Source organism: Saccharothrix sp. NBAS 001 (genome assembly GCF_056640475.1).
The window spans coordinates 8,628,129-8,650,284 of record NZ_CM153251.1; the positions used below are offsets into that span (position 1 = coordinate 8,628,129).

Here is a 22,156-nt window from a genome sequence, read left to right on the forward strand (position 1 = left end):
GGGAAACGGGAAACCGCGCGAAAAAGCGGAAGACCCCGATCCCTGGGGGTGGATCGGGGTCTTCCTGCGGACCGGTCTACGTCCCGTAGACCTCAAGCTCGTACAGCGAGTATCCGTAACTCGTGGCGCGTTGGATACCGGTCATTCGTACGAATCGCGCGGCGGTTGGAGTGAAGGAAACCACGTCCTGGCCGCCGTCGCCCGCGGTTGTCGTGAAAACTTCACGCCAGTTCGCGCCGTCGGGCGACACTTCGATCCGGTATGCCTTGGCGTGGGCCGCTTCCCAGCTCAGCACCACCCGGCCGACGGTCCGCGACGAGCCGAGGTCGACCTGGATCCACTGGGCATCGCTCCAGTCGCTGGCCCACCTGGTGTCCGGCCTGCCGTCCACGGCGTTGGCGGGCGGCGAGTCGTACCAGCCGCGTTCGTGGCTGCTCGCGCTCGCCGTCGCGCCGGACGCGAGGTTGGCCAGGCTCGTCCCGCGCCGGGACGGGAACTGGACGACCTGCTGGTAGGTGGGGCGGTTCTGCCAGTGCACCTTGTCCTGGGTGATGCCGCCCATGGCCCGGTGGATGATGGTGTCGGCGCACCACTGGTCACCTGCCGCGCAGTCCGCGTCGGCCGGGTACACGGTGGTCGCGGGCACGGCCGCGGCTTGGGCGAGGCTGTCCAGCAGGACTTGGCGGCACGTGCCGACGTTCCCGCCGCCGCAGTACTTCGCGCCCAACGGGCCGGCGACGTTCTCGCCGAGCACCGAGCGCAGGTCCTTGTCGACGTAGCTCCACCAGCCGTACTGGAACGAAGAACCCTTGTGCGGCGCGGCTCCGTGCTTGTCCGACGGCGGTTCGTCCACCTGCACGGCGTGCGTCAGTTCCGCGTACAGCGCGTCGCCCAGGCCGGGCTGGAACTGGGCGCGCACCAGCGACGGCCACCACGCGTCGAGCAGGCGGATCGCGTCGGCGTGCGCGTATGCCTTGCTGCCACGGGAAGTCTCCTTCCGCAGCGACCCGGAACTCCGCCAGTCACGCAGTTTCGCCACGGCCGACGCCAACGCCGGGTCGGTCACCGCCGCGGTGTCGATGACCCGCAACAGCTCGGGCAGCACCTGTTCGGCTCGCAGGTCGGCGACGGCGGCCGACGCCATCGCCTGGGTCAACGACGTCCGGGTCACCTTGCGCCCGCTGGTCACCAGCGCGCGCACCCGGTCGTCGAGCAGGTCGCCGCGGTGCACGGATCCGTTGCCGTAGCCCGACGACGAGTAGTCCAGCGCCTGCTTGTTGTTCCACGAGATGTAGTAGTCCTGGTTCACCGAGTTCGGGTGCTGCGCGAACGGCGCGTACGACGCGGTGTTGCCGTCCGGGTTCCAGCCCTGCCACTCGTTGGCCTGCTCCGCCTTGATCGGCAGGTTCGGGTCGACGTGCGGCTCGCGCACCGGGTTCGCGCCGGAGTTGAAGTACGCGGTGTCCGCGGCGTCGGCGTAGAACCAGTTGAACGCGTACCCGACGTGTTCGGCGGCGCGCTGGAAGTCCTGCGCCGAGCGGATCAGGTCCGGGTCGTTGAACTCCTGGAACCCGACGATCGAGTCCACCTCGTGCATGTACGTCGACCGCAGCGACGTGTACGCCACGTGCTTGCCGCCGACCTGCGCGCGGCTCTGCACGAGCCCGTACGCGGTGCGGTACATGACCAGCGTGTACGACCCGGCGGGTGTCGGGTCGGCAACCGTCGACTTCCACGCGTTCTTGCGCTCGATCCGTTCCATGGCGCGGCATTCCGAGCGGAACCGGTAGTGCAGCGACGCGGCCGACGCGGGCTTGCCGTCGGGTTCGCACAGCTCGACGGCGTAGGTGTCGGTGATGTCCTGGCCGGCGGAGGTCGCGCTCCACGAGTAGTCCAGGCCACGCCCGAGCTGCACGTACATGCTCACGCCCGCGAACGACACCCCGCGCGCCCGGATGCCGGGACCGTTGAGTTCCTGCAACATCAGCAGCTGCGGCGCGAAGTAGCCGGTCTGCGGGCCCCACACGGCGATCGGGTTGCCGGTGTCGGTGTGCGCACCGGACACCGCCAGCGCGTTCGACATCCCGTGCTTCTTGGTCAGCAGGTCAGGAGGCAGCACGCCGTCCTTGAAGATCCCCTGCACCGCACGGAGGTCCGCCGGTACGTCCACAGAGGACTGACTGGAGGCGGTCTGGTCGTAGACCATCTTCTCCGGCGTCACGACACCACCGTCCGGCAACGCCACGCCCTGCGGGGACGCGGGCGTCGACGCGTACGGGAAGCGCTGCCCGTCGTGCAGGGTGAGCACGGACTCCGGGTCGTTCTGCTCCCGGAACGACCGCCACACCCGGTCGCCGACCTCCGCGCCGTACTTGTTCTGCGCGGCCAGCTTCACCAGGGCGTTCTGCACCTCGCCGCCGCCGCCCGCGCCGAACAGCCCGCCGACCACGGCCGCGATGGCGACCAGGTCGGTGGTCTTGAACGGCTGGATGTCGTTCCGGTTGGTGATGGCGTCGGCGTGCCCGGTCAGCACGTACTCGCCGGGGAAGTACCGGCCGTTCACCGACGCGGTCAGGTAGGCGTTGATGCCGGCCACGTAGTCCGTCACGTCCTGCGACGCCTGCCGCCCGCGCGGCCCCTGCGCGGCGACCTGGTCGATCTGCCGCTGGAGGTCGGCCTCGGTGTAGGGGATCTGGTCGAAGAAGCTCTGCTCCAGCGCGCGGTTGCCCTCGGCGCCGCCGGCGAAGCCGCTGAGCTGCCCGCGCCCGAGGTGGCGGAACAGGTCCATCAGCCACAGCCGGTCCTGCGCGGCGGCGTAGCCCGCGCCGAACTCGGTGCCCGACCTGGTGGTGCCGTAGACGTGCGGCATGCCCAGGGTCTTGTCGCGGATGATCGTCACGTCCGCGCGCGGCTTGATCGTGCTCTCCACCTGGTTCGCGGGCACGCCGAAGGAGGCGTCGTCGAAGAACGCGCCGAGCTGGTCGTTGGTCAGGCCGGGGTAGCCGGCGACCAGGGCGTCGTACTTGCCGAGCTGGTCGGCGGAGTGCGCCGGGCGGGTGCCCAGCGCCTTGTGGGCGAGGATCTCGGCGAGCGTGGCGTTGCCGTTCTGGCCGGGCGGCACCACGTCGTGGCACTGGCCCAGGCAGTAGTCGTCCGGGGTGAACGCGGTGGTCTTGGGCGCGGCGTCGGCGGCGGGGACGGCGACGGCCGTGGCGATCAGGGTGACCACGGCCAGGAACGCGGCGGACGCGCGCGGGGTCGGCTTGCGGTGGGCGGCTCTCCGCATGACGCGAAGCTCCTTCCGGGCAGGGTTCGTGTGACGCACGTTACTCACAAGTACAGATTCGCGAAAGACCTTCGCGTTAGCCTCGGGGAGCGGTCCCGCCGGGCGTTGCCTGTTGACCGTGTGTCCCGGATCGGTGACGCACCGCCGCCGAACCAGGCCGGTTCGATCACCCGTCCTGTCCATCCGCGGCTGTGCCGATCGGTCCGCGACCGTGCCGCCAGGTCCGCCCGTTCACGTTCACCGGTGAACGCGCGCGCCGAACGTGAACGCAAACGACCGCGCCCAGTACGGCATCCCGCCGATGGCCGGCTTGGGCCGCGACGACCAGCGCGCCGAGCCCTGTCCGGACGACAAGCCCTGCGCCCTGATGCCGCATACGCGCCAGGAAGTTGCGCGGGTCCACCACCCGCTGCCGGTATTTCCTGGCAACTGTGAACAGGCTGTTCCGGAGCTGTTCCATGGTGAGATAACGGTGAATTAACGTCAGCTTGCGTGTTCGTGCGCGATGCTGGGCGGGTACGAACACGAAACGCCAACGCGGGGAGGCGTCGTGATCAAGGTGATGCTGGCCGACGACGAAGACCTCGTCCGGTCCGGCCTTCGCATGATCCTCAGCAGCACCGGCGACATCGAAGTGGTGGCCGAATGCGACGACGGGCACCTGGTGGCCGACTTGGCCCGCCAGCACCGCCCGCACGTCGTGCTGCTCGACATCCGGATGCGTTCCTCGGACGGGTTGATGGCGCTGCGCAGGTTGCGCGCCATACCGGACCCGCCGAAGATCGCCATGCTCACCACGTTCGACGTGGACGAATACGTGTCCGAGGCGCTGCGGCTGGGCGCGTCGGGCTTCCTGTTGAAGGACACCGAGCCGGAACAGCTGGTGCGCGCGGTGCGCGACCTGGCCGTCGGCGGGGCCGTGCTGGACCCCGGCGTGGCGGCACGGGTGCTGGCGGCGGTGGCGGACGGCGAGCGGGCGGCGGAGCCCGCCCGGCGGCTGCTGGCGTCGCTGTCCGAGCGTGAGCGCGAGGTGCTCGTCCTCATCGGACAGGGCATGTCCAACGCCGAGATCGGCGGCACGCTGCACCTGTCCGAGGCCACCGTGAAGGGTTACGTGTCCTCGGTGCTGGGCAAGATCGGTGCGGTCAACCGGGTCCAGGCGGCGCTGGTCGCGTTCCGGGGCGGTTTGATCGCCTGAGTCGTCGGTCGGAGCGCTCCCGGGAATTGTCGGTACCTCGTGGGACGATGAGCCCCGGGGGCGCTTCGATCGGAATGTCGGTCCTCGGTGGGACAATGTCCACGAGGTGAACCTGAAAGTATTTCGGAAAGTCGTCGGGTTGCGGCGGTTCTTCGGATTTCGGTTACTCGCCGCAACTATTTCGCCGTTATGGAACGTGGTCGCATTCGTGGCTCCCCGCCGTCACGGGTTCGCGACCACGGACGGTGGTCGTTTTCGGGTCGAGGTCAGCCGCCGCTGACGATTTCCGGGATCTCCACGGCCGGCTCGACCTCGACCCGGTTGCGGCCGTGCCGCTTGGCCCGGTAGAGCGCCATGTCGGCGGCGGCGAAGAGCTGGTCCAGCTTGGCCGGGCCGGCCGCCACGCCGATGCTCACCGTCGGCCGGCGGATCGTGCCCAGCACCATGGTCCAGTCGTGCCCGTCCACGGCCGCGCGGATCCGCTCGGCCACGGTCGGGCCGACGTCGTGCGCGCCGCCCCCGGCGTCGCCGAGCAGCACCACGAACTCGTCGCCCGCCCACCGCGCCACCAGGTCGTCCGCCCGGCACTCCCGGCGCAGCAGCTGGGCGATCTCGCGCAGCGCCGCGTCGCCCGCCGCGTGCCCGGCGTCGTCGTTGACGCCCTTGAACCAGTCCACGTCGACCAGCACCAGCCACGGCACCCGGCCGCGCGCGGCGGTGCTCTCCAGCAGGCCCGCCGCCGCCCGCTCCAGGCCGAGCCGGTTCGCCAGGCCCGTCAACGGGTCGCGCGCGGCGGCCTCCTGCGCCGCCACCGCCATCCGCTGCGCCTGCACCGCGACCCGGCGCTGCTCCAACGCCTGCGCGAGTCCTTCCTGCAGGGTCTCGGTGGCGGTCTGGCCGGCGGCGACCGAGCAGCGCAGCGCCGTCGACTCGCCCACCGGGTCGTTCATCCGGGCGCAGATGTCGGCCAGGTCCAGCGAGAACCGCAGCAGCAGCGACGTGTCGTTGATCGCCTCGGCGGCGGCCACCGCGCGGCTGGCCAGGGTGCGCGCCTCGACCAGGTCGCCCTGGTCCCGGCGGACCACCGCGAGCACCCAGTCCGCCACCGCGATGGCCCACTTGTCGTCCGCCTCGGTGGCCTGGTGCAGCGTCTCGGTCGCGGCCCGCTCGGCGGCGGCCAGGTCGCCGACGCCGGCCAGCGACCGGCTGTACGCGCCCATCAGCGCCAGCCGCATCCGCGGGTCGCGGGCCAGCTCCAAGCCCTCCCGCAGGTGGTCGCGGGCCTCGGCGAAGATGCCCGGCGCGAGGTCCGGCGGCGAGGAGATCGCGCGGAAGTTCAGCGTGCCGCCCAGCCCCTGCAGGCAGTGGCCGAGCACCTCGGGGACGTCCGCCCGCCGGGCGACCTGGACCGACAGCCGCAGCATGTCCACCGCCGCCCGCCGGTTGCCGATGCCCTCCAGCAGGTAGGCCAGCGCGTGCATGGCCTGCGCGGCGGCCGCGCTGTCGGCGTGCTCGGCGTCGAGGTCGGTCCAGCCCTCGGCGGCCAGTTCCAGCGCCAGCGGGATGCGGCCCAGCCGCCAGGCCAGCTTCGCCCGGTCGACCAGCACCGCCGAGCGCACCCAGCGGTCCCCGCCGGGCGGGGTCCGGCTCACCACCTGGTCGAACAGCGCGTTCGCCTCCGCCAGGCGGCCGGCGTTCAACAACGCCTTGACCTCAAGGTCCGGTCGGGGCACCGCTACCAGCGGATCTCGCTGCTCCACTCGTGCTGACACTCCATTCCGACTCGGCGGGACGGGTACGCGGGCCCGCCCGCCAGCGGCACGGCCTTCACAGGCTACCGGGACGGGCGCCGCGTGTACCGCTCCTGGTGCAGCACGTCTTCGAGCGGGATCCGATTGCGCCAGCCGTGCCGCTCCAGGTCGGGGGTGTCCGGGAGGGCCTCGACCGGCCCCACGCACAGCCACGCCACCGGGCGCACCGGGGCCGGGATGTCCAGCAGGCGGCGCAGGGCGTCCTCGCGGTAGAAGCTGACCCAGCCCACGCCCAGCCCCTCGGCGGTGGCCGCCAGCCAGAGGTTCTCGATCGCCAGGCACACCGAGTACAGGCCCGCGTCGGCGATGGCGTGCCGGCCCAGCACGGCGGGCGCGCCGCGCTCCGGGTCGTAGGTGACGACCACACCCAGGGTGGATTCGAGGATGCCCTCCACCTTGATCCGGGCGAACGTGCCGGCGCGCTCGGCGTCCAGTTCGGAGGCGAACACGCTGCGCTCGGCCAGCACGTGGTCGCGGAACGCGCGGCGGGTGTGCTCGTCGCGCACGACGATGAAGTCCCACGGCTGGGACAGGCCCACGCTCGGGGCCGCGTGCGCGGCGGCGAGCACCCGGTGCAGCACGTCCGCCGGGATCGGGGCGCCGGTGAACTCGCCCCTGGTGTCCCGGCGGCGGTGCAGCACGTCGTAGAAGCTCATTCGGACGATCGTGCCTCACGCGATCCGGTGAACTCCGCCGTTGTGCGGTGGCGTCCGTCTCAACCGGGCGTTGAATGGTCCGCCATGCCGAGGATCGGAACCGCAGCCGGATCCGCGTCGGGTTTCGCCGCGGGGGTGGCCGCGACCGTCGTGTCCGGTCACTGGCCGCTGGTGGCGCTCGCCCTGCTCACCCTCGTGGTGCTGGCCGTGTCGCTGGTGACGACACCGCTGGGCGCAGCGCTCACGGTCGTGCAGTGCTGGGGCCTGTACGCCAGCTTCGTGGTGTCCTCGCAGGGTTACCTCGTGCTGGACTGGCCCGCGCTGGCGGTGCTGGCGGCGGCCGGCACCGCCTCGCTCAGCGGGCTTGCGCGGGGTAGGGCAGCAGCGCCATCTCCCGTGCGTTCTTGATCGCGGTGGCGACCTCGCGCTGCTGCCGCGGCGTCAACCCGGTGACGCGGCGGGAGCGGATCTTGCCGCGGTCGGAGACGAACTCGCGCAGCAGCGCGACGTCCTTCCAGTCCACAGTGGTCACACCCGCCTTGTGCAGGAGGTTCGCCCGGCGCTTGGGCGGGCGTTCGGGTCTGGGCACGCGCACCTCCTACCAGCTCGACTTGCGGACGCCGGGCAGTTCGCCCCGGTGCGCGAGTTCCCGCAGCCTCAGGCGCGAGAGCCCGAACGCGCGGAAGTAGCCGCGCGGCCGTCCGTCCACGGCGTCCCGGTTGCGCAGGCGGGTCGGGCTCGCGTCGCGCGGCAGGCGTCGCAGCGCGCGCTGGGCGTCGGCGCGGTTGTCCGGGTCGGTGCGGACGGTCTCCTTGAGCACGGCCCGGCGCTCGGCGTACCGGGCGACCACCTCGCGGCGTCGCCGGTCCTTGGCGACCTTGGACTTCTTGGCCATCAGCGCTCCTCGCGGAAGTCGACGTGCCGGCGGATTACGGGGTCGAACTTGCGCAGCACCAGGCGGTCCGGGTCGTTGCGGCGGTTCTTGCGGGTCACGTAGGTGAAGCCGGTGCCCGCGGTGGACCGCAGCTTGATCACCGGGCGGACGTCGTTCGCCTTGCCCATCAGACCTCCTCCCCCCGGGCGCGCAGCTCGGCGACGACGGATTCGACACCCCGGCGGTCGACGGTCCTGATCGCCTTGGTGGACAGCGTCAGGACCACGAATCGGCGCTCGCTCGGCAGCCAGTAGCGGCGGCGCTGGGTGTTGGGCAGCCAGCGCCGGGGCGTGCGGCGGTTCGAGTGCGAGACGCGCTTGCCGAAGCCGGGCTCGCGCCCGGTCAGCCGGCAGTGGCGTGCGGACACGGGTACCTCCTTTTTGAAACGACAACCGTTTTCATCTACTGTAACCCACATGGAAACCGTTGTCGTTCTGGTGGCGGGTGGGCAGGGCGTCGCCGAGGAGCTGTGGCGCGCGTCGCCGGGGGCCGTGCTGGTCCGCCACGACCTGCGTGACCTGGGGCAAGGCGTCGTGCGGCGGTGGGTCGACGGGACCCTGGCCGTGCTGGAACTCGCCCACGGGTGCGTGTCGTGCACGCTGCGGCTCGACCTAGTGCCGCTGCTGCGGACCCTGACCGGGCGGGTGGTCGTGGACCTCGACCCGGCGCTGGAGCCGGAGGCGGTGTGCCTGGCGCTCGCGCCGCACGGGATCCGGGTCGAGTGCGTGGTGACCGCCGTCGACACCGCGACCTGGCTGGCCGACGTCTCCGGCGACGAGACGGTCGGCGAGCGCGGGATCGGCCTGCCCGACGACGGGCGGACCGTGGCGCAGGTCGTCGTGGGGCGCGCCGAGTTCGCAGACCTGCTGGTGCTGCGCGGGCCGCGCGACCCCGTCGTGGAAGCGGTGCTGGACCGGCTTTCCCCCGGCGTGCCGAGGGTGTCGTCGGTCGGCCGGGACCTGCCGCCGGCCGTCCGCCGGCACGACCGGGCGTTCGGGCCGCTGCTGCGCGGGCAGCCGCCGCTGGAGGCGGTGGGCGGGGTGGCGCTGGTGCACTTCGTCGCGCGGCGGCCGTTCCACCCGATGCGCCTGCACGACGCGGTGGACGTGCTGCTCGACGGCGTGGTGCGGGCGCGCGGCCGTATTTGGGTGGTGAGCCAACCGGATTCGGCCCTATGGTTGGAATCCGCCGGCGGCGGGCTGCACGTCGGCGCGGCCGGCCCGTGGCTCGCGGCGTCGGCCGACTGGTCCGATGTGGACGGTGAGCGGCGCGCGTCCGCCGCCGTCGACTGGCACCCGCGCTTCGGCGACCGCTCGCAGGAGTTGGTCGTGATCACCCACCGCGCGTCCCCCGACGAGATCGTGTCCCGGTTGCGCGCCGCGCTGGTGACCGACGAGGAGTTGACCCTGGCGGACGAACTGGACTTCGCCGACCCGTTCGCCCAGTGGCACGAGATGGAGGAACTGTGAAGCACGGCATCCACCCCGACTACCACCCGGTGGTGTTCCAGGACGCGTCCACCGGGCGGTCGTTCCTGACCCGGTCGACCGCGACCTCCGAACGGACCGTGGCGTGGTCGGACGGCAACACCTACCCGCTGATCGCGGTGGACGTGACGGCCGACTCGCACCCGTTCTGGACCGGGGACCGCCGGGTCGTGGACACGGCCGGCCGCGTCGAGAAGTTCCACCGGCGCTACGGCAAGCGCTGAACCAGGCGGTCGGGCCCCGGCCGGTCGAGTCCGGTCGGGGCCGGGCCGGCCGGGTCAGGGCAGTTCGGGTCTGGGCAGGTCAGGTCTGGGCAGGTCAGGTCTGGGTGTCGCCGTCCGGGGAGTCGCGCCACTGGTCGAACGGCCGGTCCAGGCGCCAGCGGGTGCCGTCGTGGGTGAGCACGCGGTGCTCGCAGGTCTCCAGGTTGGACAGCGACTCGAACAGCTCGATGCTCCACCCGAACAACCGCCGGCACAGCAGCCGGATCGTCAGGCCGTGCGACACCACCAGGGCTGTGGACGGGTGGCCGTCGTGGGCCATCCGGGACTCCAAATCGACCAGGAAGCCGGCGAGCCGGTCGTCCACGTCGGCCCCCGACTCGCCGTTGGGCAGCCGGAAGAAGAAGTGGCCGAACGCGTGCCGCTGGTGCTTGAGCACCTCCTGCTGCACCGGGTCCTGGAGGTTGCCCCAGTCCTGCTCGCGCAGGCGGGGCTCGGCGACCACCCGCTCCGCCTGCCCACCCAGCGCCAGGCCCTTCAACGTGGCCCGCGTCCGCACGTAAGGACTCACGTAGACGGCCACCGGGCGGTCGCCGAGCAGGGCTTTCACCCGGGGGCCGGCTTCGGCCGCCTCTTGTTCGCCGCGAGGGGTGAGGGGGAGGGCGTGGTCGGGTACCCGGCAGTACGCGAGTTCGTCGATGTTGCCCAGGCTCTGCCCGTGGCGCAGCAGGATGATCCGCACCCCGCCATCGTGCCGGTGTTACAGTCCGGCGGCGAAACCGGACGGAAGGTGTCACATGATCAAGTACATCGCGCTGTACCGGAAACCCGAGGACGCCGACGCGTTCGACGAGGCGTACTTCGCCTCCCACCTGCCGATCGTCGCCAAGACCCCCGGCCTGCTGCGGGCCGAGGTGGCCAAGGTCGGCCGGGTGTTCGTGCCGGGCTTCCTCGGCGAGCACGAGCCGCACCTGGTGGCCGAGATGTACTTCGAGTCCGAGCAGGCCCTCAAAGCCGCCTTCGCCTCCCCGGAGTGGCAGGCCGCGGGCGCGAACCTCAACGAGATCGGCGGCCTGGACCTGGTCGCCATGTTCGCGGCGGAGGTCGTCGAGGGATGATCGCGGTGGTGATCGGCGGCGGCACGATGGGCGCGGGGATCGCGCACCTGCTGCTCGCGGGCGGGCACGAGGTGGTGCTGGCCGAGTCCGGCGCGCAGCGGGCCGCCGCCGCGCGCGACGCCGTGGCCAAGTCGCTCGCGGTCGCGGTCGAGCGGGGCAAGCTCGACCGGGACCCGGCCGAGCTGCTGCGCGCGCTGACCGTGGTGGAGCAGCTCGCCGACGTGCCCGCCGAGCTGGTGGTCGAGGCCGTGCCCGAGGACGTCGACCTCAAGCGCCGGGTGCTGGCCGCCGCCGCAAGCGCTTGCCCGGACGCCGTGCTGGCGTCCAACACCTCCTCCCTGTCGATCTCCGAACTCGCTGCCGGCCTGCCCGCCGAGCGGGTGGTCGGCATGCACTTCTTCAACCCCGTCCCGGTGCAGAAGCTGGTCGAACTCGTGCACCACGACCGGCTCGACCCCGCCGTCCTGGCCAAGGCCCGGACCTGGGCCGAGCAGCTGGGCAAGACCGTGATCGAGGTCCGGGACGCGCCCGGCTTCGCCACCTCGCGGCTGGGCGTCGCGGTGGGCATGGAGGCCATCCGGATGCTCGACGAGGGCGTCGCCTCCGCCGAGGACATCGACACCGGGATGCGCCTGGGCTACGGCTGGCCGATGGGCCCGCTGCGGCTCACCGACCTGGTCGGCCTGGACGTGCGGCTGGCCATCGCCGAGCACCTGGCCGCCGAACTCGGCCCGCGCTTCGAGCCGCCCGCGCTGCTGCGGGCCAAGGTCGCCCGGGGCGAACTCGGCCGCAAGACCGGGCAGGGCTTCTTCACCTGGTAAGCAGGACGTCGTGCTGATCAGGGAGCAGACCGACCACGACGCCGACGACGTCCGCGCGCTGCGAAAGGTGGCGTTCGGCCGCACGCCCGAGGGCGACCCGCTGCGGCCCGGCCGGCGCGGGCTCGTCGCGGAACTCGACGGCCGCCCGGCCGGGGCGCTGGCCATCAGCGAGTTCCACCAGTACTACGGCGGCCTGCCGGTGCCCATGGGCGGCGTCGGCGGCGTCGCCGTCGACCCGTACGCGCGCGGCCGGGGCGTGGCCACCGGCCTGCTCGACCGGACCCTGGCCGACCTGCGCGCCCACGGGCAGCCGCTGTCCGTGCTCTACGCCACGGTTCCCGCGCTCTACCGGTCGCGCGGCTGGGAGCGGGCCGGCGTGTTCGAGTGGGTGGACTTCACCCTCGACCGGCTGACCACCGGTCCGAAGCTCGACGTGCGCCCGGTCCGCGACGACGACCTGGCCGGCCTGCACGCCTGCTACAACGACGTGGCGGCCACGGTGAACGGCCTGCTGGACCGGTCGGCGCCCGCGATCGACCCGGCCGACGTGCGCGGGCTGGACATCGCGTCGGTCGTCCCCGGCCACGACGGCGAGGTGCGCGGCTACCTGACCGCCGAGCGCGACCGCGAGGGCCTGCGGGTGCTCGACCTGATCGGCCGGGACGCGCCGACCCAGCTGGGCCTGCTGGGCGGTCTCGCGTCCTGGGGCGGGCTGCTGGACCGGCTCTCGCTGCGGGTGGTCGACCCGGCGGTCACCGGGCTGCTCACCAACCAGGGCATCCGGTTCACCACCAACACCTCCGTGTGGCTGCTGCGGGTGGTCGACCTGCCCGCCGCCGTGGCCGCGCGCGGCTGGCCCGCCGCCCGGTGGCTCAAGCCCGCCGCCGTCGACCTGGACGTGGTGGACGAGCACGCCCCGTGGCACGCGGGCCGGCAGCGGCTGGTCGTGGAGGACGGGGCGGTGCGCGTCGAGCCGGGCGGGACCGGCGCGGTCCGGCTGCACGCGCGGGCGCTCGGGCCCTGGTTCAGCGGGATGCAGGACAGCCACGCGCTGCGCCGCGCCGGCCTGCTCGACGGTGACGCCGCGCTCCTCGACCGGCTGACCGGCGCGCCGGGCGTGCCCCGGCTGGCGGATTTCTTCTAGCCTGCCTGCCGTGACCTCCGCCGGTGTTCCGCACCCGTCGCGGCCGGACCGGCCGTGCTGACCGTCCTCGACCTGATCGGCATCGCCGCGTTCGCCGCGTCCGGTGCGCTGGCGGCGGTGCGCGCCCGGCTGGACCTGTTCGGCGTGATCGTGCTCGCGCTGACCACGGCGCTGGGCGGCGGCACCATGAGGGACGTGCTGCTCGGCGTGCACCCGCCGGCGGCGCTGGTGAACTGGCCGTACCTGGCGGTCGCGGCGGGCACCGGGCTGGTCGTCTTCTGGTTTCACCCGACGGTGTCGAAACTTCGCCGGGCCGTGTTGCTCTTGGACGCGGTCGGGCTCGGCGTGTTCGTGACCGCCGGCACGTCCACCGCGCTCGCCCTGGGCGCGCCCCCGTACGCCGCCTGCCTGGTCGGCATGACCACCGGGATCGGCGGCGGCGCGCTGCGCGACGTGCTGCTGCGGGAGATCCCGCTGGTGCTGCGCCGGGAGATCTACGCGGTGGCGGCGCTGGGCGGCGCGATGATCGTCGCGGTGGGTAACTGGCTGGGGTTCCCCGAAGGGCTCGTGACGCTGACCGGCTCGGTGCTGATCGCGGGCGTGCGGATACTGGCACTGTGGCGGAAGTGGAACGCCCCGATCGCCCGGAAACTTGACGGCTAGCTCACACCGCCTTCTCAGGCGGCTCTCAGGACCAGGAGCAACACTGATCCCCATGCGCATCCTCGTTGTCGACGACGACCGGGCCGTGCGTGAGTCGCTTCGCCGCTCACTGCAGTTCAACGGCTACCAGGTGGATCTGGCCGGCGACGGCCAGCAGGCCCTCGAATCGGTCGTCTCGCAACGTCCCGACGCCATGGTGCTCGACGTGATGATGCCCCGGCTGGACGGGCTGGAGGTGTGCCGCCGGCTGCGCAGCACCGGCGACGACCTGCCCATCCTGGTGCTCACCGCGCGCGACGCGGTCTCCGACCGGGTGTCCGGGTTGGACGCCGGGGCGGACGACTACCTGCCCAAGCCGTTCGCGCTGGAGGAGCTGCTGGCCCGGTTGCGCGCGCTGCTGCGGCGGGCCGTGAGCGACGCCGAGGAGCCCGCCGGCGCGGTGCTCCGGTTCGCCGACCTGGAGCTTGACCCCGGCACCCGCGACGTCCGCCGGGGCGAGCGGCCGATCAGCCTGACCCGCACCGAGTTCGCCCTGCTGGAGCTGTTCCTGGCGCACCCCAAGCAGGTGCTGACCCGGGGCCGGATCCTGGAGGACGTGTGGGGCTACGACTTCCCGACCTCCGGCAACGCGCTGGAGGTCTACGTGGGCTACCTGCGCCGCAAGACCGAGGCCGAGGGCGAGCCCCGGCTGCTGCACACCGTCCGGGGCGTCGGCTACGTGCTGCGGGAGACCCCTCCGTGATCAACACCGCCAACGGGCGGTTCCAGCGCGTCTCCCTTCGGGCCCGGGTCACCCTCCTGGCGGCGTTCTGCGTCGCCGGGGTGGTGGGCGTGGTGTCGCTGGGCGCGTACATGACCGTCAGCAGCAACCTCGACGAGCAGCTCAACCTCGGCCTGCGCCAGCGCGCGGACGCCGCGGTGAACGCGCCCAGGGTGAACACCGACGTCACCGAGATCCCGGGCGCGTTCCTGGCCGCCGGCGACGTGCGGATCGGCCTGCTCACCAACGAGGGCCAGATGCTCTACCCCAAGGGCACCGTCGCGCCGCCGTCGTCCTCGGGCGACCTGGAGGTGGCGCGCGGCCAGAAGACCGAGAACCTGTGGAACGACACGCGCAGCGGGTTCCGGGTGATCTCGGTGCCCTACGAGGACGGCCGGGCGATGGTGATCGCCCAGTCGATGAAGCCGCTGGACACCACCCTGGGCAAGCTGTCCGTGGTGCTGTTCGTGATCAGCGGCATCGGCGTGCTGGTCGCCGCGGCGGCGGGCACGGCGGTCGCGCGCACCGGCCTGCGGCCCGTGCAGCGGCTGACCGAGGCCACCGAGCGGGTGGCGCTGACCGGCGACCTGCGGCCGATCCCGGTGACCGGTGACGACGAGCTGGCCCGGCTCACCCAGCGGTTCAACGCGATGCTGGTCGCGGTGGCGGACTCGCAGGAGCGCCAGCGCAGGCTGGTCGCCGACGCCGGCCACGAGCTGCGCACCCCGCTGACCTCCATGCGCACCAACCTGGAGCTGCTGCTGGCCTCCGAGCGGCCGGACCTGCCGACGCTGTCCGACGAGGACAAGGCGGAGATCAACGCCGACGTGCGGGCCCAGCTCGACGAGCTGACCACGCTGATCGGCGACCTGGTGGAACTGGCCCGCGAGGACGCGCCGCAGGTCGTGCACGAGCCGGTGGACCTGGTCGAGGTCGTGGAGCGGGCGCTGGACCGGGCCCGCCGCCGGGCACCCGCCGACGTGCGGTTCGACGTGCGGTTGCAGCCGTGGTCGCTGCTCGGCGACTCCAGCGCGCTGGAGCGCGCGGTGCTCAACCTGCTGGACAACGCGGTGAAGTTCAGCCCGAACGGCGGCGTGGTGCGGCTGGAGCTCAAGCAGGTCGGCGACGGCAGCGTGGCGCTGGAGGTAGCGGATTCCGGGCCCGGCATCGCCGACGACGACCTGCCGCACGTCTTCGAGCGGTTCTACCGGTCGTCGGAGGCGCGCACCCTGCCCGGTTCGGGGCTGGGCCTGGCGATCGTCAAGCAGGCCGCCGAGCGGCACGGCGGCGCGGCCTACGCGGGCCGGGCCCCCGAGGGCGGCGCGCTGTTCACCCTGCGGCTGCCCGGGCGGCCCGACCTCGGCCGCCCCTGACCGCCCGGACGGGCTCGGCCGAACCGGTCGCCCCGCAGGTCGGCCGCCGGCAGGATTGCCTGCCATGCAAGGGACTTTCCACGACGACTTCGACGATTTCTGGCGGCTGGCGGGCCCGCTCTACCGGGCCGACCCGGTGCGCCACAGCTTCGCCCTCGCCTACCTGGTGGGCGAGCGGGCGAAGGCGGTCGACCGGGTCGCCCGGCTCTGCACGCTGCACGACGCGGCCGGGGCGGTGGTCGGTGCCGCGTTCCGCAACCACGACCGGCCGGTGCACATCGGGGCCGTCCCGCCGGAGCACGTCCCGGGGTTCGCGTCCCGGTGGCACGCCGAGGACCCCGGGCTCGGCGGGGTGACCGGCACGCGCCCGCTCGCCGAGGCGTTCGCCGCCGAGTGGGCGCGGGTGACCGGCGCGTCGGTCCGGACGAACTACGAGCTGCTGTACTACCGGCTCGGCGAACTCGTGCCGCCGACGGCCGTGCCCGGCCGCTCGCGGGTCGCGGATTCCGGCGACCTGGAGCTGCTCACCGGGTACTGGCAGGGGTTCGCGCGGGACACGGGTTCCTGGCCGGGCCGCACCGCAGAGCAGCTGCGCGCCGACGTCGCCGAGTGGCTCGACCTCGGGTACGGGTTCGTGCTGTGGGAGGTGGGCGGCGAACCGGTGTCGGTCGCGGTGGTCCGGGTCCCGGCGTCCGGGGTGAGCCGGATCTCCGTGGTCTACACGCCGCCGGGTGCGCGCGGTCGCGGGTACGGGTCGGCGGCCACGGCGGCGGCGGTCCGGTGGGCGACCGGGGCCGGTGCCGAGCAGGTGGTGCTCAACACCGACCAGACCAACCCGACCTCGAACGCCCTCTACCGACGTCTCGGCTTCCAGGAGGTGGAGGCCCAGGTCGAGTTGGGGTTCGCCGGGCGCTGACCGGGTTCGCGTAGGTGCCGCGTATCCAACAAAGTCGAACAGCAGGTGCCCCGAAACGCGCCCGTGGTCACGGCTCCGACGCTGCTGCGCCGAACCTGCGCGGCTGCTGTGAAAGACGCTGAAGTGCGGATGGTCACGCTGTTCACGATCGGTACCGTCGTGCGACCCCGACCGATCGGTTCTGTTCGACTGTGTTGACTTCGTCGGGTTTGGTCGGTCAGGCTTGCGGTCATGACCAGTCGGCGGATCGGGCGGCGCGGCCGGTTCGCCGACCGCGCCTCCCGGAGTCCGCGATGGACGAACAGCCGCACCTGCGGGCCCGTACCCTGGCGGGTCGCGATCGACCACGGGGGACGGCGACGTCGAGCCGTTGTGGTGGTCCTCAGGGGAGAGGTGTGACGTGCTGGCGCGGCAACGACAAGCGGTGATCGTGGAAGAGGTCCGGCGGACCGGCGCGGTGCGGGTGAGCGACCTCGTGGTGCGGCTGGGCGTCTCGGACATGACCGTGCGCCGCGACCTCGACGTGCTGGCCGCGCGCGGCCTGGTGGAGAAGGTCTACGGCGGGGCCACCTCCGTGGTCGGCCGCAGCACCGACGAGCCCGGGTTCGAGGCCAAGTCGGTGCGCCAGCTGCCGGAGAAGGAGGCCATCGCCGCGCTGGCGGCGGGCCTGGTCCGGTCCGGCACCGCGATCGGGCTCTCGGCCGGCACCACGACGTGGACGCTGGCCCGGTTCCTCGACGACATCCCGGACCTGACCGTGGTCACCAACTCCACCCGGGTCGCCGACGTGCTCCAGCAGGGCGGGCGCACCGACCGGACCGTGGTGCTCACCGGCGGCGTGCGCACCCCGTCGGACGCGCTGGTCGGGCCGGTCGCCGTGCAGGCCCTGCGGTCGCTGCACCTGGACGTGGTGTTCCTGGGCGTGCACGGCATGGCCGAGCGCTCCGGCTTCACCACGCCCAACCTCGACGAGAGCGAGACCGACCGGGCACTGGTCGACGCCGCCGGCCGGGTGGTCGTGCTGGCCGACCACACCAAGTGGGGCACGGTCGGCATCTCGACCATCGCCGACCTCGACGAGGCGGACGTGCTGGTGACCGACGAGGGCCTGCCCGACCAGGCCCGCGCCGTGCTGGGGGAGCAGGTCGGGGAGCTGGTCCTGGCGCCCGTGCCGGGACGGGGAGAGGAGTTCGCGTGAAGCGCACGGCGGGCAGGCTCGCCGATGGTCGGGAGATCATCTACTTCGACGACGGCCCCGACGCGCCGCCGCGCACCGCGGTGGACACCAGGGACCTGCCGCGGTCGCAGCCCCTGTCCGAGGTGCGCCGCGACCCGCTGACCGGCGAGTGGGTCGCGATGGCGGCCCACCGGCAGACCCGGACGTACAAGCCGCCGGCCGACCTGTGCCCGCTGTGCCCGTCCACTCCGGACAAGCCGACCGAGGTGCCGGAGGCGGACTACGACGTGGTGGTGTTCGAGAACCGGTTCCCCTCGTTCGCCGAGGGAACCCCGGACCTTCCGTCCACTGTGGATGGTATGCCGACGGTGGCCCGCGCGGCCGGGCGCGGCCGGTGCGAGGTGGTCTGCTTCACCTCCGACCACACCACGTCGTTCGGTGAGCTGACGCCCGCGCGGGTGCGCACCGTGGTGGACGTGTGGGCCGACCGCACGGCGGCGCTGAGCGCGGTGCCGGGCGTGGCGCAGGTCTTCCCGTTCGAGAACCGGGGCGAGGAGATCGGGGTGACGCTGTCGCACCCGCACGGGCAGATCTACGGCTACCCGTTCGTCACGCCCAAGACCGAGCGGATGCTGGCCGTGGCCGCCGAGTACCGGGCCGCGCACGGCCGCGCGCTGCTGGGCGACGTGCTGGCCGCCGAACGCGCCGCCGGCACCCGGCTCGTCGGCACGTCGGAGCACTGGACCGCGTACGTGCCCGCCGCCGCCCGCTGGCCGGTCGAGGTGCACGTCGTGCCGCACCGCCAGGTGCCCGACCTGCCCGCGCTCACCGACGCCGAGCGGGACGACTTCGCGCGCCTCTACCTTGAGGTGCTGGGCCGCCTGGACGCGCTCTACGGGCGTCCGCTGCCCTACATCGCCGCGTGGCACCAGGCCCCGGTGCGGACCGGGCGCGACCTGGCGTGGCTGCACCTGGAGGTGTTCTCCGTGCTGCGCGCGCCGGACAAGCTCAAGTACCTGGCCGGTTCCGAGTCCGGCATGGGCGTCTGGGTCAACGACGCGACCCCCGAGCAGATCGCCGAACGCCTGCGCGGCACCGCGCTCTGATCACCCTCGCACTCTCATAAGTGATCCCCAGGTCTGTTTAAGGCTCCTCTCAGGCGCGCACCCCAGAGTGGTGGACATGACCGAGAACGAGCCGCAGCCGCCGCAGCAGCCCCAGCCGCAGCAGCCCAACCCCTGGGCACGCGACAGCGCCGACTCCGGTCACGGATACGCCGGCTTCCAGCAGCAGGGTGCTGGTCAGCCGGTTTCCGGCGAGCACGGGACTGTGCAGGGCAGCCCCGTTCCGCCGGGCAGCGCGCAGGGCGTTTCGCAGGGAGACGCCGTGCCGCACGAAGGTGTCGCGGGTGCTTCGCAGGGGAGCCCCACGACACCGGCCGCCGGTGCGCCGAGCGCTTCGCAGGGGAGCGCCGCGCCATCGGATCACGGTGCGCACGGAGCTGTGCAGGGCAGCTCCGGCGCACCTCTTACCGGCTGGGGGAGTGCCCAGCCGGACGCTCCGGGTGGGCCAGGCGTTCTGCAGGGGACGCCTGGTCAGCCGGGGCACTACTACGCACCGCCCGGACCTCCGGTCGTCCTGCCGCGGAATCGGGGCCGCGGGAAAGTCGTCGCGGGAGTCGCCGCGCTCGTGCTCGCCGTCGGCGGCGTCGCGGGTGGCGTCGGCGGCTACCTCGGCTACCAGGCGGCCGACAGGTCCGGGCCGGTGACCAACGCGCTGAACGCGGCCCCGCCCGCCCGGCAGACCGCCAACGCGGCCGACGGTTCCATCGAGCAGGTGGCCCAGAAGGTGCTGCCCACGGTGGTCCAGGTGCAGGTCGACGGCGGTGCCGGGTCCGGGTTCGTGATCAGCTCGGACGGCCTGGTGGTGACCAACAACCACGTGGTCGAGTCGGCCGCGAAGGGCGGCGCCATCAAGGTCCAGTTCCAGGACGGCCGCTCGGCGAGCGCCAAGATCGTCGGCCGCGACCCGTCCTCCGACGTGGCCGTGGTGAAGGCGGACGGCGTGTCCGGCCTGACCACCGCGGAACTCGGCAACTCCGGCGACCTGAAGATCGGCCAGCAGGTCGTGGCCGTGGGCTCGCCGTTCGACCTCAACGGCACGGTGACCTCGGGCATCGTCAGCTCGCTCAACCGCCCGGTGCGCGCCGGCGGCGAGGGCGGCAGCCAGGCGACCGTGCTCAACGCGATCCAGACCGACGCGGCGATCAACCCCGGCAACTCCGGCGGGCCGCTGGTCAACATGAAGGGGCAGGTCGTCGGCATCAACTCGGCGATCTACAGCCCCAACACGACCCAGTCGGCGCAGGGCGGCTCGGTGGGCATCGGCTTCGCCATCCCCATCGACCAGGCCCGGCGCACCGCCAAGGAGCTCAGCGAGACCGGCAAGGCGACCCAGACCGTGCTCGGCATCCAGGTGACCGACAACCGCGACGGCGGCGCGCAGGTCCGCGAGGTGACCGCCGGCGGCCCGGCCGAGCAGGCGGGCCTCAAGGCCGGTGACGTGATCACCAAGTTCGGCGACCGCGCCATCGACAGCTCGGACGCCGTGGTGGCCGCGGTCCGGTCCCGGGCCCCGGGCGAGAAGGTCCAGCTCACCCTCGACGCCGGCCGCACGGTCGAGGTGACCCTGGGCAGCCAGCCCGTCGAAACCAGGTAGATCCCAGATCTCCGGCTCGCGTGCCCCGAGCCGGTGCTGAGGCCGCATTCCGGCAGGCTGCCCCCTCACCTGCCGGTGTGCGGCCTCTATTCGTGCATTCCCGGGCCGCGCCCGTGCGGCCGAAATGGCTCTGCGGCGTGGAATCGGTAGCTCCGAACGGGTGAAATCCGGGCGGTGCCCGCACAACGCGCGGCCCTCGTTCCCCTGTCTCGCATGACCTCCAGAACACCTCCGGGCGAGAAAGCGTCCTCCGTGGTCGCGAGCGTCCTAGTCGGTGCGGGCACCTTCTACTCGATCACCGGTTCCGGTCTCGTCACCGCGGTGGTCACCGCGCTCGCCGTGGCCGCGGCGGTGCTGTTGTCGAGGCGTGGCAACAAGACGCGGCGGTGACGTCATGGTGCTGCGAACCGATCCCCCGTGTGCGGACACGCGTGTTCCCGACCGCCGACAGCGGGGTGCCATGCCTGACGATCCCGACTTACCCGGGTTCCGCGCCGAGTACGGCCGGGTCGTGGCCTACCTGTGCTACCAGGGTTTCGCCCGGCACGTCGCCGAGGACGCGGCAGCCGAGGCGATGACCGAGGCGTGGGAGAAGAAGATCGAGGACGACCGCCGGGACGGGTGGGTCCGCGTCGCCGCCAAGCACGCCGCCGTGCGGAAGGTCAAGGACGACCCGCCGCGCCGGTTGCGGGCCAAGGGGTACCTGCCGCCGGGGGCCGACCGCGACGGCACGGACGGGTACCGGGCCGTGGAACAGCACGACGAACTCGTCGACGCCATGCGCTCACTGCCCGAGAACCAGCGCGCGGTGATGGCGCTGTTCCTCGACGACCTGCCGCCGAAGGAGATCGCCAAACGGCTCCGGATACCCGATCGGACCACGTACGACCTGCTCAACAAGGCCCGCGTGCACCTGAGGTCGGTGCTCACGACCAACCAGGGGGAGGGAACCCGATGAACGACGACGAGTTCGACCGGCTGCTGCGAGAACGCCACCGGTCGTTCGTCCGCGAGCTGTCCGTCCACGCGCCGGCGCCGCCGCGCCGGGTGCCCCGCCGGGAGCGGTTGACGGTCCTGGTGGCCGCGCTGGCCGCCCGGGTGGCCCCACGAGTCGTGGTGTGGTCACGGCGTCCTGTCCTCGCCGGCGTGTGCCTGATCGTCGCTGTGGTGGTCGTCGCGGTGTCCGGCGTCGACGTGATGGCGCGCGGCCCCATCACCGGGACGCGAGTCGCCATGCCGACCTCGGGCGGGCCCGCGCCGACCGACCTGCGGACCGCGCCGGCCGGCACACCGACTGCCGGGCAGAGCGTGCAATCGCAGGACGGTTCGCCCAGGATCGAGACGGCGCTCGGGACGATCGAGTTCGCACCCGACTCCGCGCAGCTGACGTCCGATGGCGACTTGTACCTGCGAAGGCACGTGGTGGTGTACCAGCGGTACAGGGACGTGGAGTTCCGCCTCTACGGACGTACCGCGTCGATCGGGCCGGCCGACTCCGCGCTCCGCCTGAGTTCCGACCGCACCATCGTGGTCCGGGACTGGCTCGTGGACAACGGTGTCCGCCCGGACCGGATCCGGTCCGAGGCGTTCGGTTACAGCCGGCCGCTCGTCCCGGACCGGGACGGGAACGGCGGTCTCATCCTCGATGCGGCGCAGCGCAACCGGTCCGTGGAGGTCGTCGTGTCGTGGCTGTGAACAGCGCCCGTGCGCGAAGGCGCTCGAACTCGGCCCCGGAGGCCATGAGTCTGTTACGTCCCAGATGTCCGGTGCCATCGGCCAGGCGCCGCTGTGTGACCCGACGAACCCGGCTCGGCCGGCCGGAAGAACCCGCACGTCACCGCCGTCAGGGGAGGCGGCGGCGAGCAGCAGGCGG

Annotated in this window: 26 protein-coding genes; 17 read left to right on the plus strand and 9 right to left on the minus strand. The window is 72.6% G+C overall.

Annotated features, from left to right (window positions below):
- Window positions 1-76: 76 nt before the first annotated feature.
- Together AC0HI0_RS38380 and AC0HI0_RS38385 are read right to left on the minus strand one after the other, a co-directional pair.
- Entirely contained in the window at window positions 77-3,286 is a 3,210-nt protein-coding gene (locus AC0HI0_RS38380) for a penicillin acylase family protein (protein ID WP_480928366.1), read from the minus strand.
- A gap of 166 nt (window positions 3,287-3,452) precedes the next feature.
- Window positions 3,453-3,983, minus strand: a complete 531-nt coding sequence (locus AC0HI0_RS38385) for a hypothetical protein (protein WP_480934562.1) — start codon at window positions 3,981-3,983, stop codon at window positions 3,453-3,455.
- Here AC0HI0_RS38385 and AC0HI0_RS38390 point away from each other — a divergent pair.
- Window positions 3,891-4,484: a response regulator gene (locus AC0HI0_RS38390; protein ID WP_480934485.1), complete on the plus strand. Its 594-nt coding sequence runs from the start codon at window positions 3,891-3,893 to the stop codon at window positions 4,482-4,484. The genes AC0HI0_RS38385 and AC0HI0_RS38390 overlap by 93 nt on opposite strands.
- A 266-nt stretch (window positions 4,485-4,750) precedes the next feature.
- Here the strand turns inward: AC0HI0_RS38390 and AC0HI0_RS38395 are convergent, their stop codons facing one another.
- Both AC0HI0_RS38395 and bluB read right to left on the minus strand, forming a co-directional pair.
- Window positions 4,751-6,217, minus strand: coding sequence for a GGDEF domain-containing protein (locus tag AC0HI0_RS38395; RefSeq protein WP_480928367.1), 1,467 nt, complete (start codon window positions 6,215-6,217; stop codon window positions 4,751-4,753).
- A 101-nt stretch (window positions 6,218-6,318) separates the two neighbouring features.
- On the minus strand, window positions 6,319-6,951 hold the full coding sequence (bluB, locus tag AC0HI0_RS38400; protein WP_480928368.1) for a 5,6-dimethylbenzimidazole synthase: 633 nt from the start codon (window positions 6,949-6,951) through the stop codon (window positions 6,319-6,321).
- Window positions 6,952-7,035: 84 nt separating this feature from the next.
- On the opposite strand from bluB, the gene AC0HI0_RS38405 reads away from it, so the two are divergent.
- Window positions 7,036-7,359, plus strand: coding sequence for a hypothetical protein (locus AC0HI0_RS38405; RefSeq protein WP_480928369.1), 324 nt, complete (start codon window positions 7,036-7,038; stop codon window positions 7,357-7,359).
- On the opposite strand, the gene rpsR is transcribed toward AC0HI0_RS38405, so the two are convergent.
- From rpsR to rpmB, 4 genes are read right to left on the minus strand one after another with little or no spacing between them, the layout of a single operon-like run.
- Window positions 7,307-7,540: a 30S ribosomal protein S18 gene (rpsR, locus tag AC0HI0_RS38410; RefSeq protein ID WP_480928370.1), complete on the minus strand. Its 234-nt coding sequence runs from the start codon at window positions 7,538-7,540 to the stop codon at window positions 7,307-7,309. The two genes, AC0HI0_RS38405 and rpsR, sit on opposite strands and share 53 nt — an antisense overlap.
- 9 nt (window positions 7,541-7,549) lie before the next feature.
- A complete protein-coding gene (rpsN, locus tag AC0HI0_RS38415; protein ID WP_480928371.1) occupies window positions 7,550-7,846 on the minus strand; it encodes a 30S ribosomal protein S14 in 297 nt (98 codons plus the stop codon).
- Window positions 7,846-8,013, minus strand: a complete 168-nt coding sequence (gene rpmG / locus AC0HI0_RS38420) for a 50S ribosomal protein L33 (protein ID WP_480928372.1) — start codon at window positions 8,011-8,013, stop codon at window positions 7,846-7,848. The genes rpsN and rpmG overlap by 1 nt, the downstream gene beginning before the upstream one ends.
- Window positions 8,013-8,252: a 50S ribosomal protein L28 gene (rpmB, locus tag AC0HI0_RS38425; protein ID WP_480928373.1), complete on the minus strand. Its 240-nt coding sequence runs from the start codon at window positions 8,250-8,252 to the stop codon at window positions 8,013-8,015. Before rpmB ends, rpmG begins: the two co-directional genes overlap by 1 nt.
- A 49-nt stretch (window positions 8,253-8,301) precedes the next feature.
- Here rpmB and mrf point away from each other — a divergent pair, with 49 nt between their 5' ends.
- Window positions 8,302-9,354 (plus strand): ribosome hibernation factor-recruiting GTPase MRF, encoded by a 1,053-nt coding sequence (mrf, locus tag AC0HI0_RS38430; RefSeq protein WP_480928374.1) that lies wholly within the window; start codon window positions 8,302-8,304, stop codon window positions 9,352-9,354.
- Window positions 9,351-9,596 (plus strand): type B 50S ribosomal protein L31, encoded by a 246-nt coding sequence (locus AC0HI0_RS38435; RefSeq protein WP_480928375.1) that lies wholly within the window; start codon window positions 9,351-9,353, stop codon window positions 9,594-9,596. Before mrf ends, AC0HI0_RS38435 begins: the two co-directional genes overlap by 4 nt.
- Window positions 9,597-9,690: 94 nt before the next feature.
- Here AC0HI0_RS38435 and AC0HI0_RS38440 read toward each other — a convergent pair whose 3' ends face one another.
- Complete coding sequence (locus tag AC0HI0_RS38440) at window positions 9,691-10,335, minus strand: histidine phosphatase family protein (protein WP_480928376.1); 645 nt, start codon at window positions 10,333-10,335, stop codon at window positions 9,691-9,693.
- 55 nt (window positions 10,336-10,390) lie between these two features.
- Here AC0HI0_RS38440 and AC0HI0_RS38445 point away from each other — a divergent pair, with 55 nt between their 5' ends.
- The 13 genes from AC0HI0_RS38445 (at window position 10,391) to AC0HI0_RS38505 (ending at window position 21,978) form a co-directional block, all read left to right on the plus strand.
- The gene (locus AC0HI0_RS38445) at window positions 10,391-10,711 is read left to right on the plus strand and encodes an EthD family reductase (RefSeq protein ID WP_480928377.1); all 321 of its coding nucleotides are present in this window, start codon (window positions 10,391-10,393) and stop codon (window positions 10,709-10,711) included.
- Window positions 10,708-11,532 (plus strand): 3-hydroxyacyl-CoA dehydrogenase family protein, encoded by an 825-nt coding sequence (locus tag AC0HI0_RS38450; RefSeq protein ID WP_480928378.1) that lies wholly within the window; start codon window positions 10,708-10,710, stop codon window positions 11,530-11,532. Before AC0HI0_RS38445 ends, AC0HI0_RS38450 begins: the two co-directional genes overlap by 4 nt.
- Window positions 11,533-11,542: 10 nt before the next feature.
- The gene (locus AC0HI0_RS38455) at window positions 11,543-12,676 is read left to right on the plus strand and encodes a GNAT family N-acetyltransferase (RefSeq protein ID WP_480928379.1); all 1,134 of its coding nucleotides are present in this window, start codon (window positions 11,543-11,545) and stop codon (window positions 12,674-12,676) included.
- A 54-nt stretch (window positions 12,677-12,730) separates the two neighbouring features.
- Complete coding sequence (locus AC0HI0_RS38460) at window positions 12,731-13,339, plus strand: trimeric intracellular cation channel family protein (protein ID WP_480928380.1); 609 nt, start codon at window positions 12,731-12,733, stop codon at window positions 13,337-13,339.
- 52 nt (window positions 13,340-13,391) lie between these two features.
- The gene (locus tag AC0HI0_RS38465; protein ID WP_041311805.1) at window positions 13,392-14,081 is read left to right on the plus strand and encodes a response regulator transcription factor; all 690 of its coding nucleotides are present in this window, start codon (window positions 13,392-13,394) and stop codon (window positions 14,079-14,081) included.
- Window positions 14,078-15,472 (plus strand): ATP-binding protein, encoded by a 1,395-nt coding sequence (locus tag AC0HI0_RS38470; protein ID WP_480928381.1) that lies wholly within the window; start codon window positions 14,078-14,080, stop codon window positions 15,470-15,472. The genes AC0HI0_RS38465 and AC0HI0_RS38470 overlap by 4 nt, the downstream gene beginning before the upstream one ends.
- 64 nt (window positions 15,473-15,536) lie before the next feature.
- Window positions 15,537-16,388, plus strand: a complete 852-nt coding sequence (locus tag AC0HI0_RS38475; RefSeq protein WP_480928382.1) for a GNAT family N-acetyltransferase — start codon at window positions 15,537-15,539, stop codon at window positions 16,386-16,388.
- Window positions 16,389-16,788: 400 nt separating this feature from the next.
- Window positions 16,789-17,586 carry a DeoR/GlpR family DNA-binding transcription regulator gene (locus AC0HI0_RS38480; RefSeq protein WP_480928383.1) on the plus strand — a complete coding sequence of 266 codons (798 nt, stop codon included), beginning with the start codon at window positions 16,789-16,791 and terminating at the stop codon, window positions 17,584-17,586.
- Window positions 17,583-18,671 (plus strand): galactose-1-phosphate uridylyltransferase, encoded by a 1,089-nt coding sequence (galT, locus tag AC0HI0_RS38485; RefSeq protein WP_480928384.1) that lies wholly within the window; start codon window positions 17,583-17,585, stop codon window positions 18,669-18,671. The genes AC0HI0_RS38480 and galT overlap by 4 nt, the downstream gene beginning before the upstream one ends.
- A 583-nt stretch (window positions 18,672-19,254) precedes the next feature.
- Window positions 19,255-20,283, plus strand: coding sequence for a S1C family serine protease (locus AC0HI0_RS38490; RefSeq protein ID WP_480928385.1), 1,029 nt, complete (start codon window positions 19,255-19,257; stop codon window positions 20,281-20,283).
- Between the two features lie 213 nt (window positions 20,284-20,496).
- A complete protein-coding gene (locus AC0HI0_RS38495; RefSeq protein WP_480928386.1) occupies window positions 20,497-20,673 on the plus strand; it encodes a hypothetical protein in 177 nt (58 codons plus the stop codon).
- 70 nt (window positions 20,674-20,743) lie between these two features.
- A complete protein-coding gene (locus tag AC0HI0_RS38500) occupies window positions 20,744-21,241 on the plus strand; it encodes an RNA polymerase sigma factor (RefSeq protein ID WP_480928387.1) in 498 nt (165 codons plus the stop codon).
- On the plus strand, window positions 21,238-21,978 hold the full coding sequence (locus AC0HI0_RS38505) for an OmpA family protein (protein WP_480928388.1): 741 nt from the start codon (window positions 21,238-21,240) through the stop codon (window positions 21,976-21,978). Before AC0HI0_RS38500 ends, AC0HI0_RS38505 begins: the two co-directional genes overlap by 4 nt.
- The last annotated feature ends 178 nt before the right edge of the window (window positions 21,979-22,156 follow it).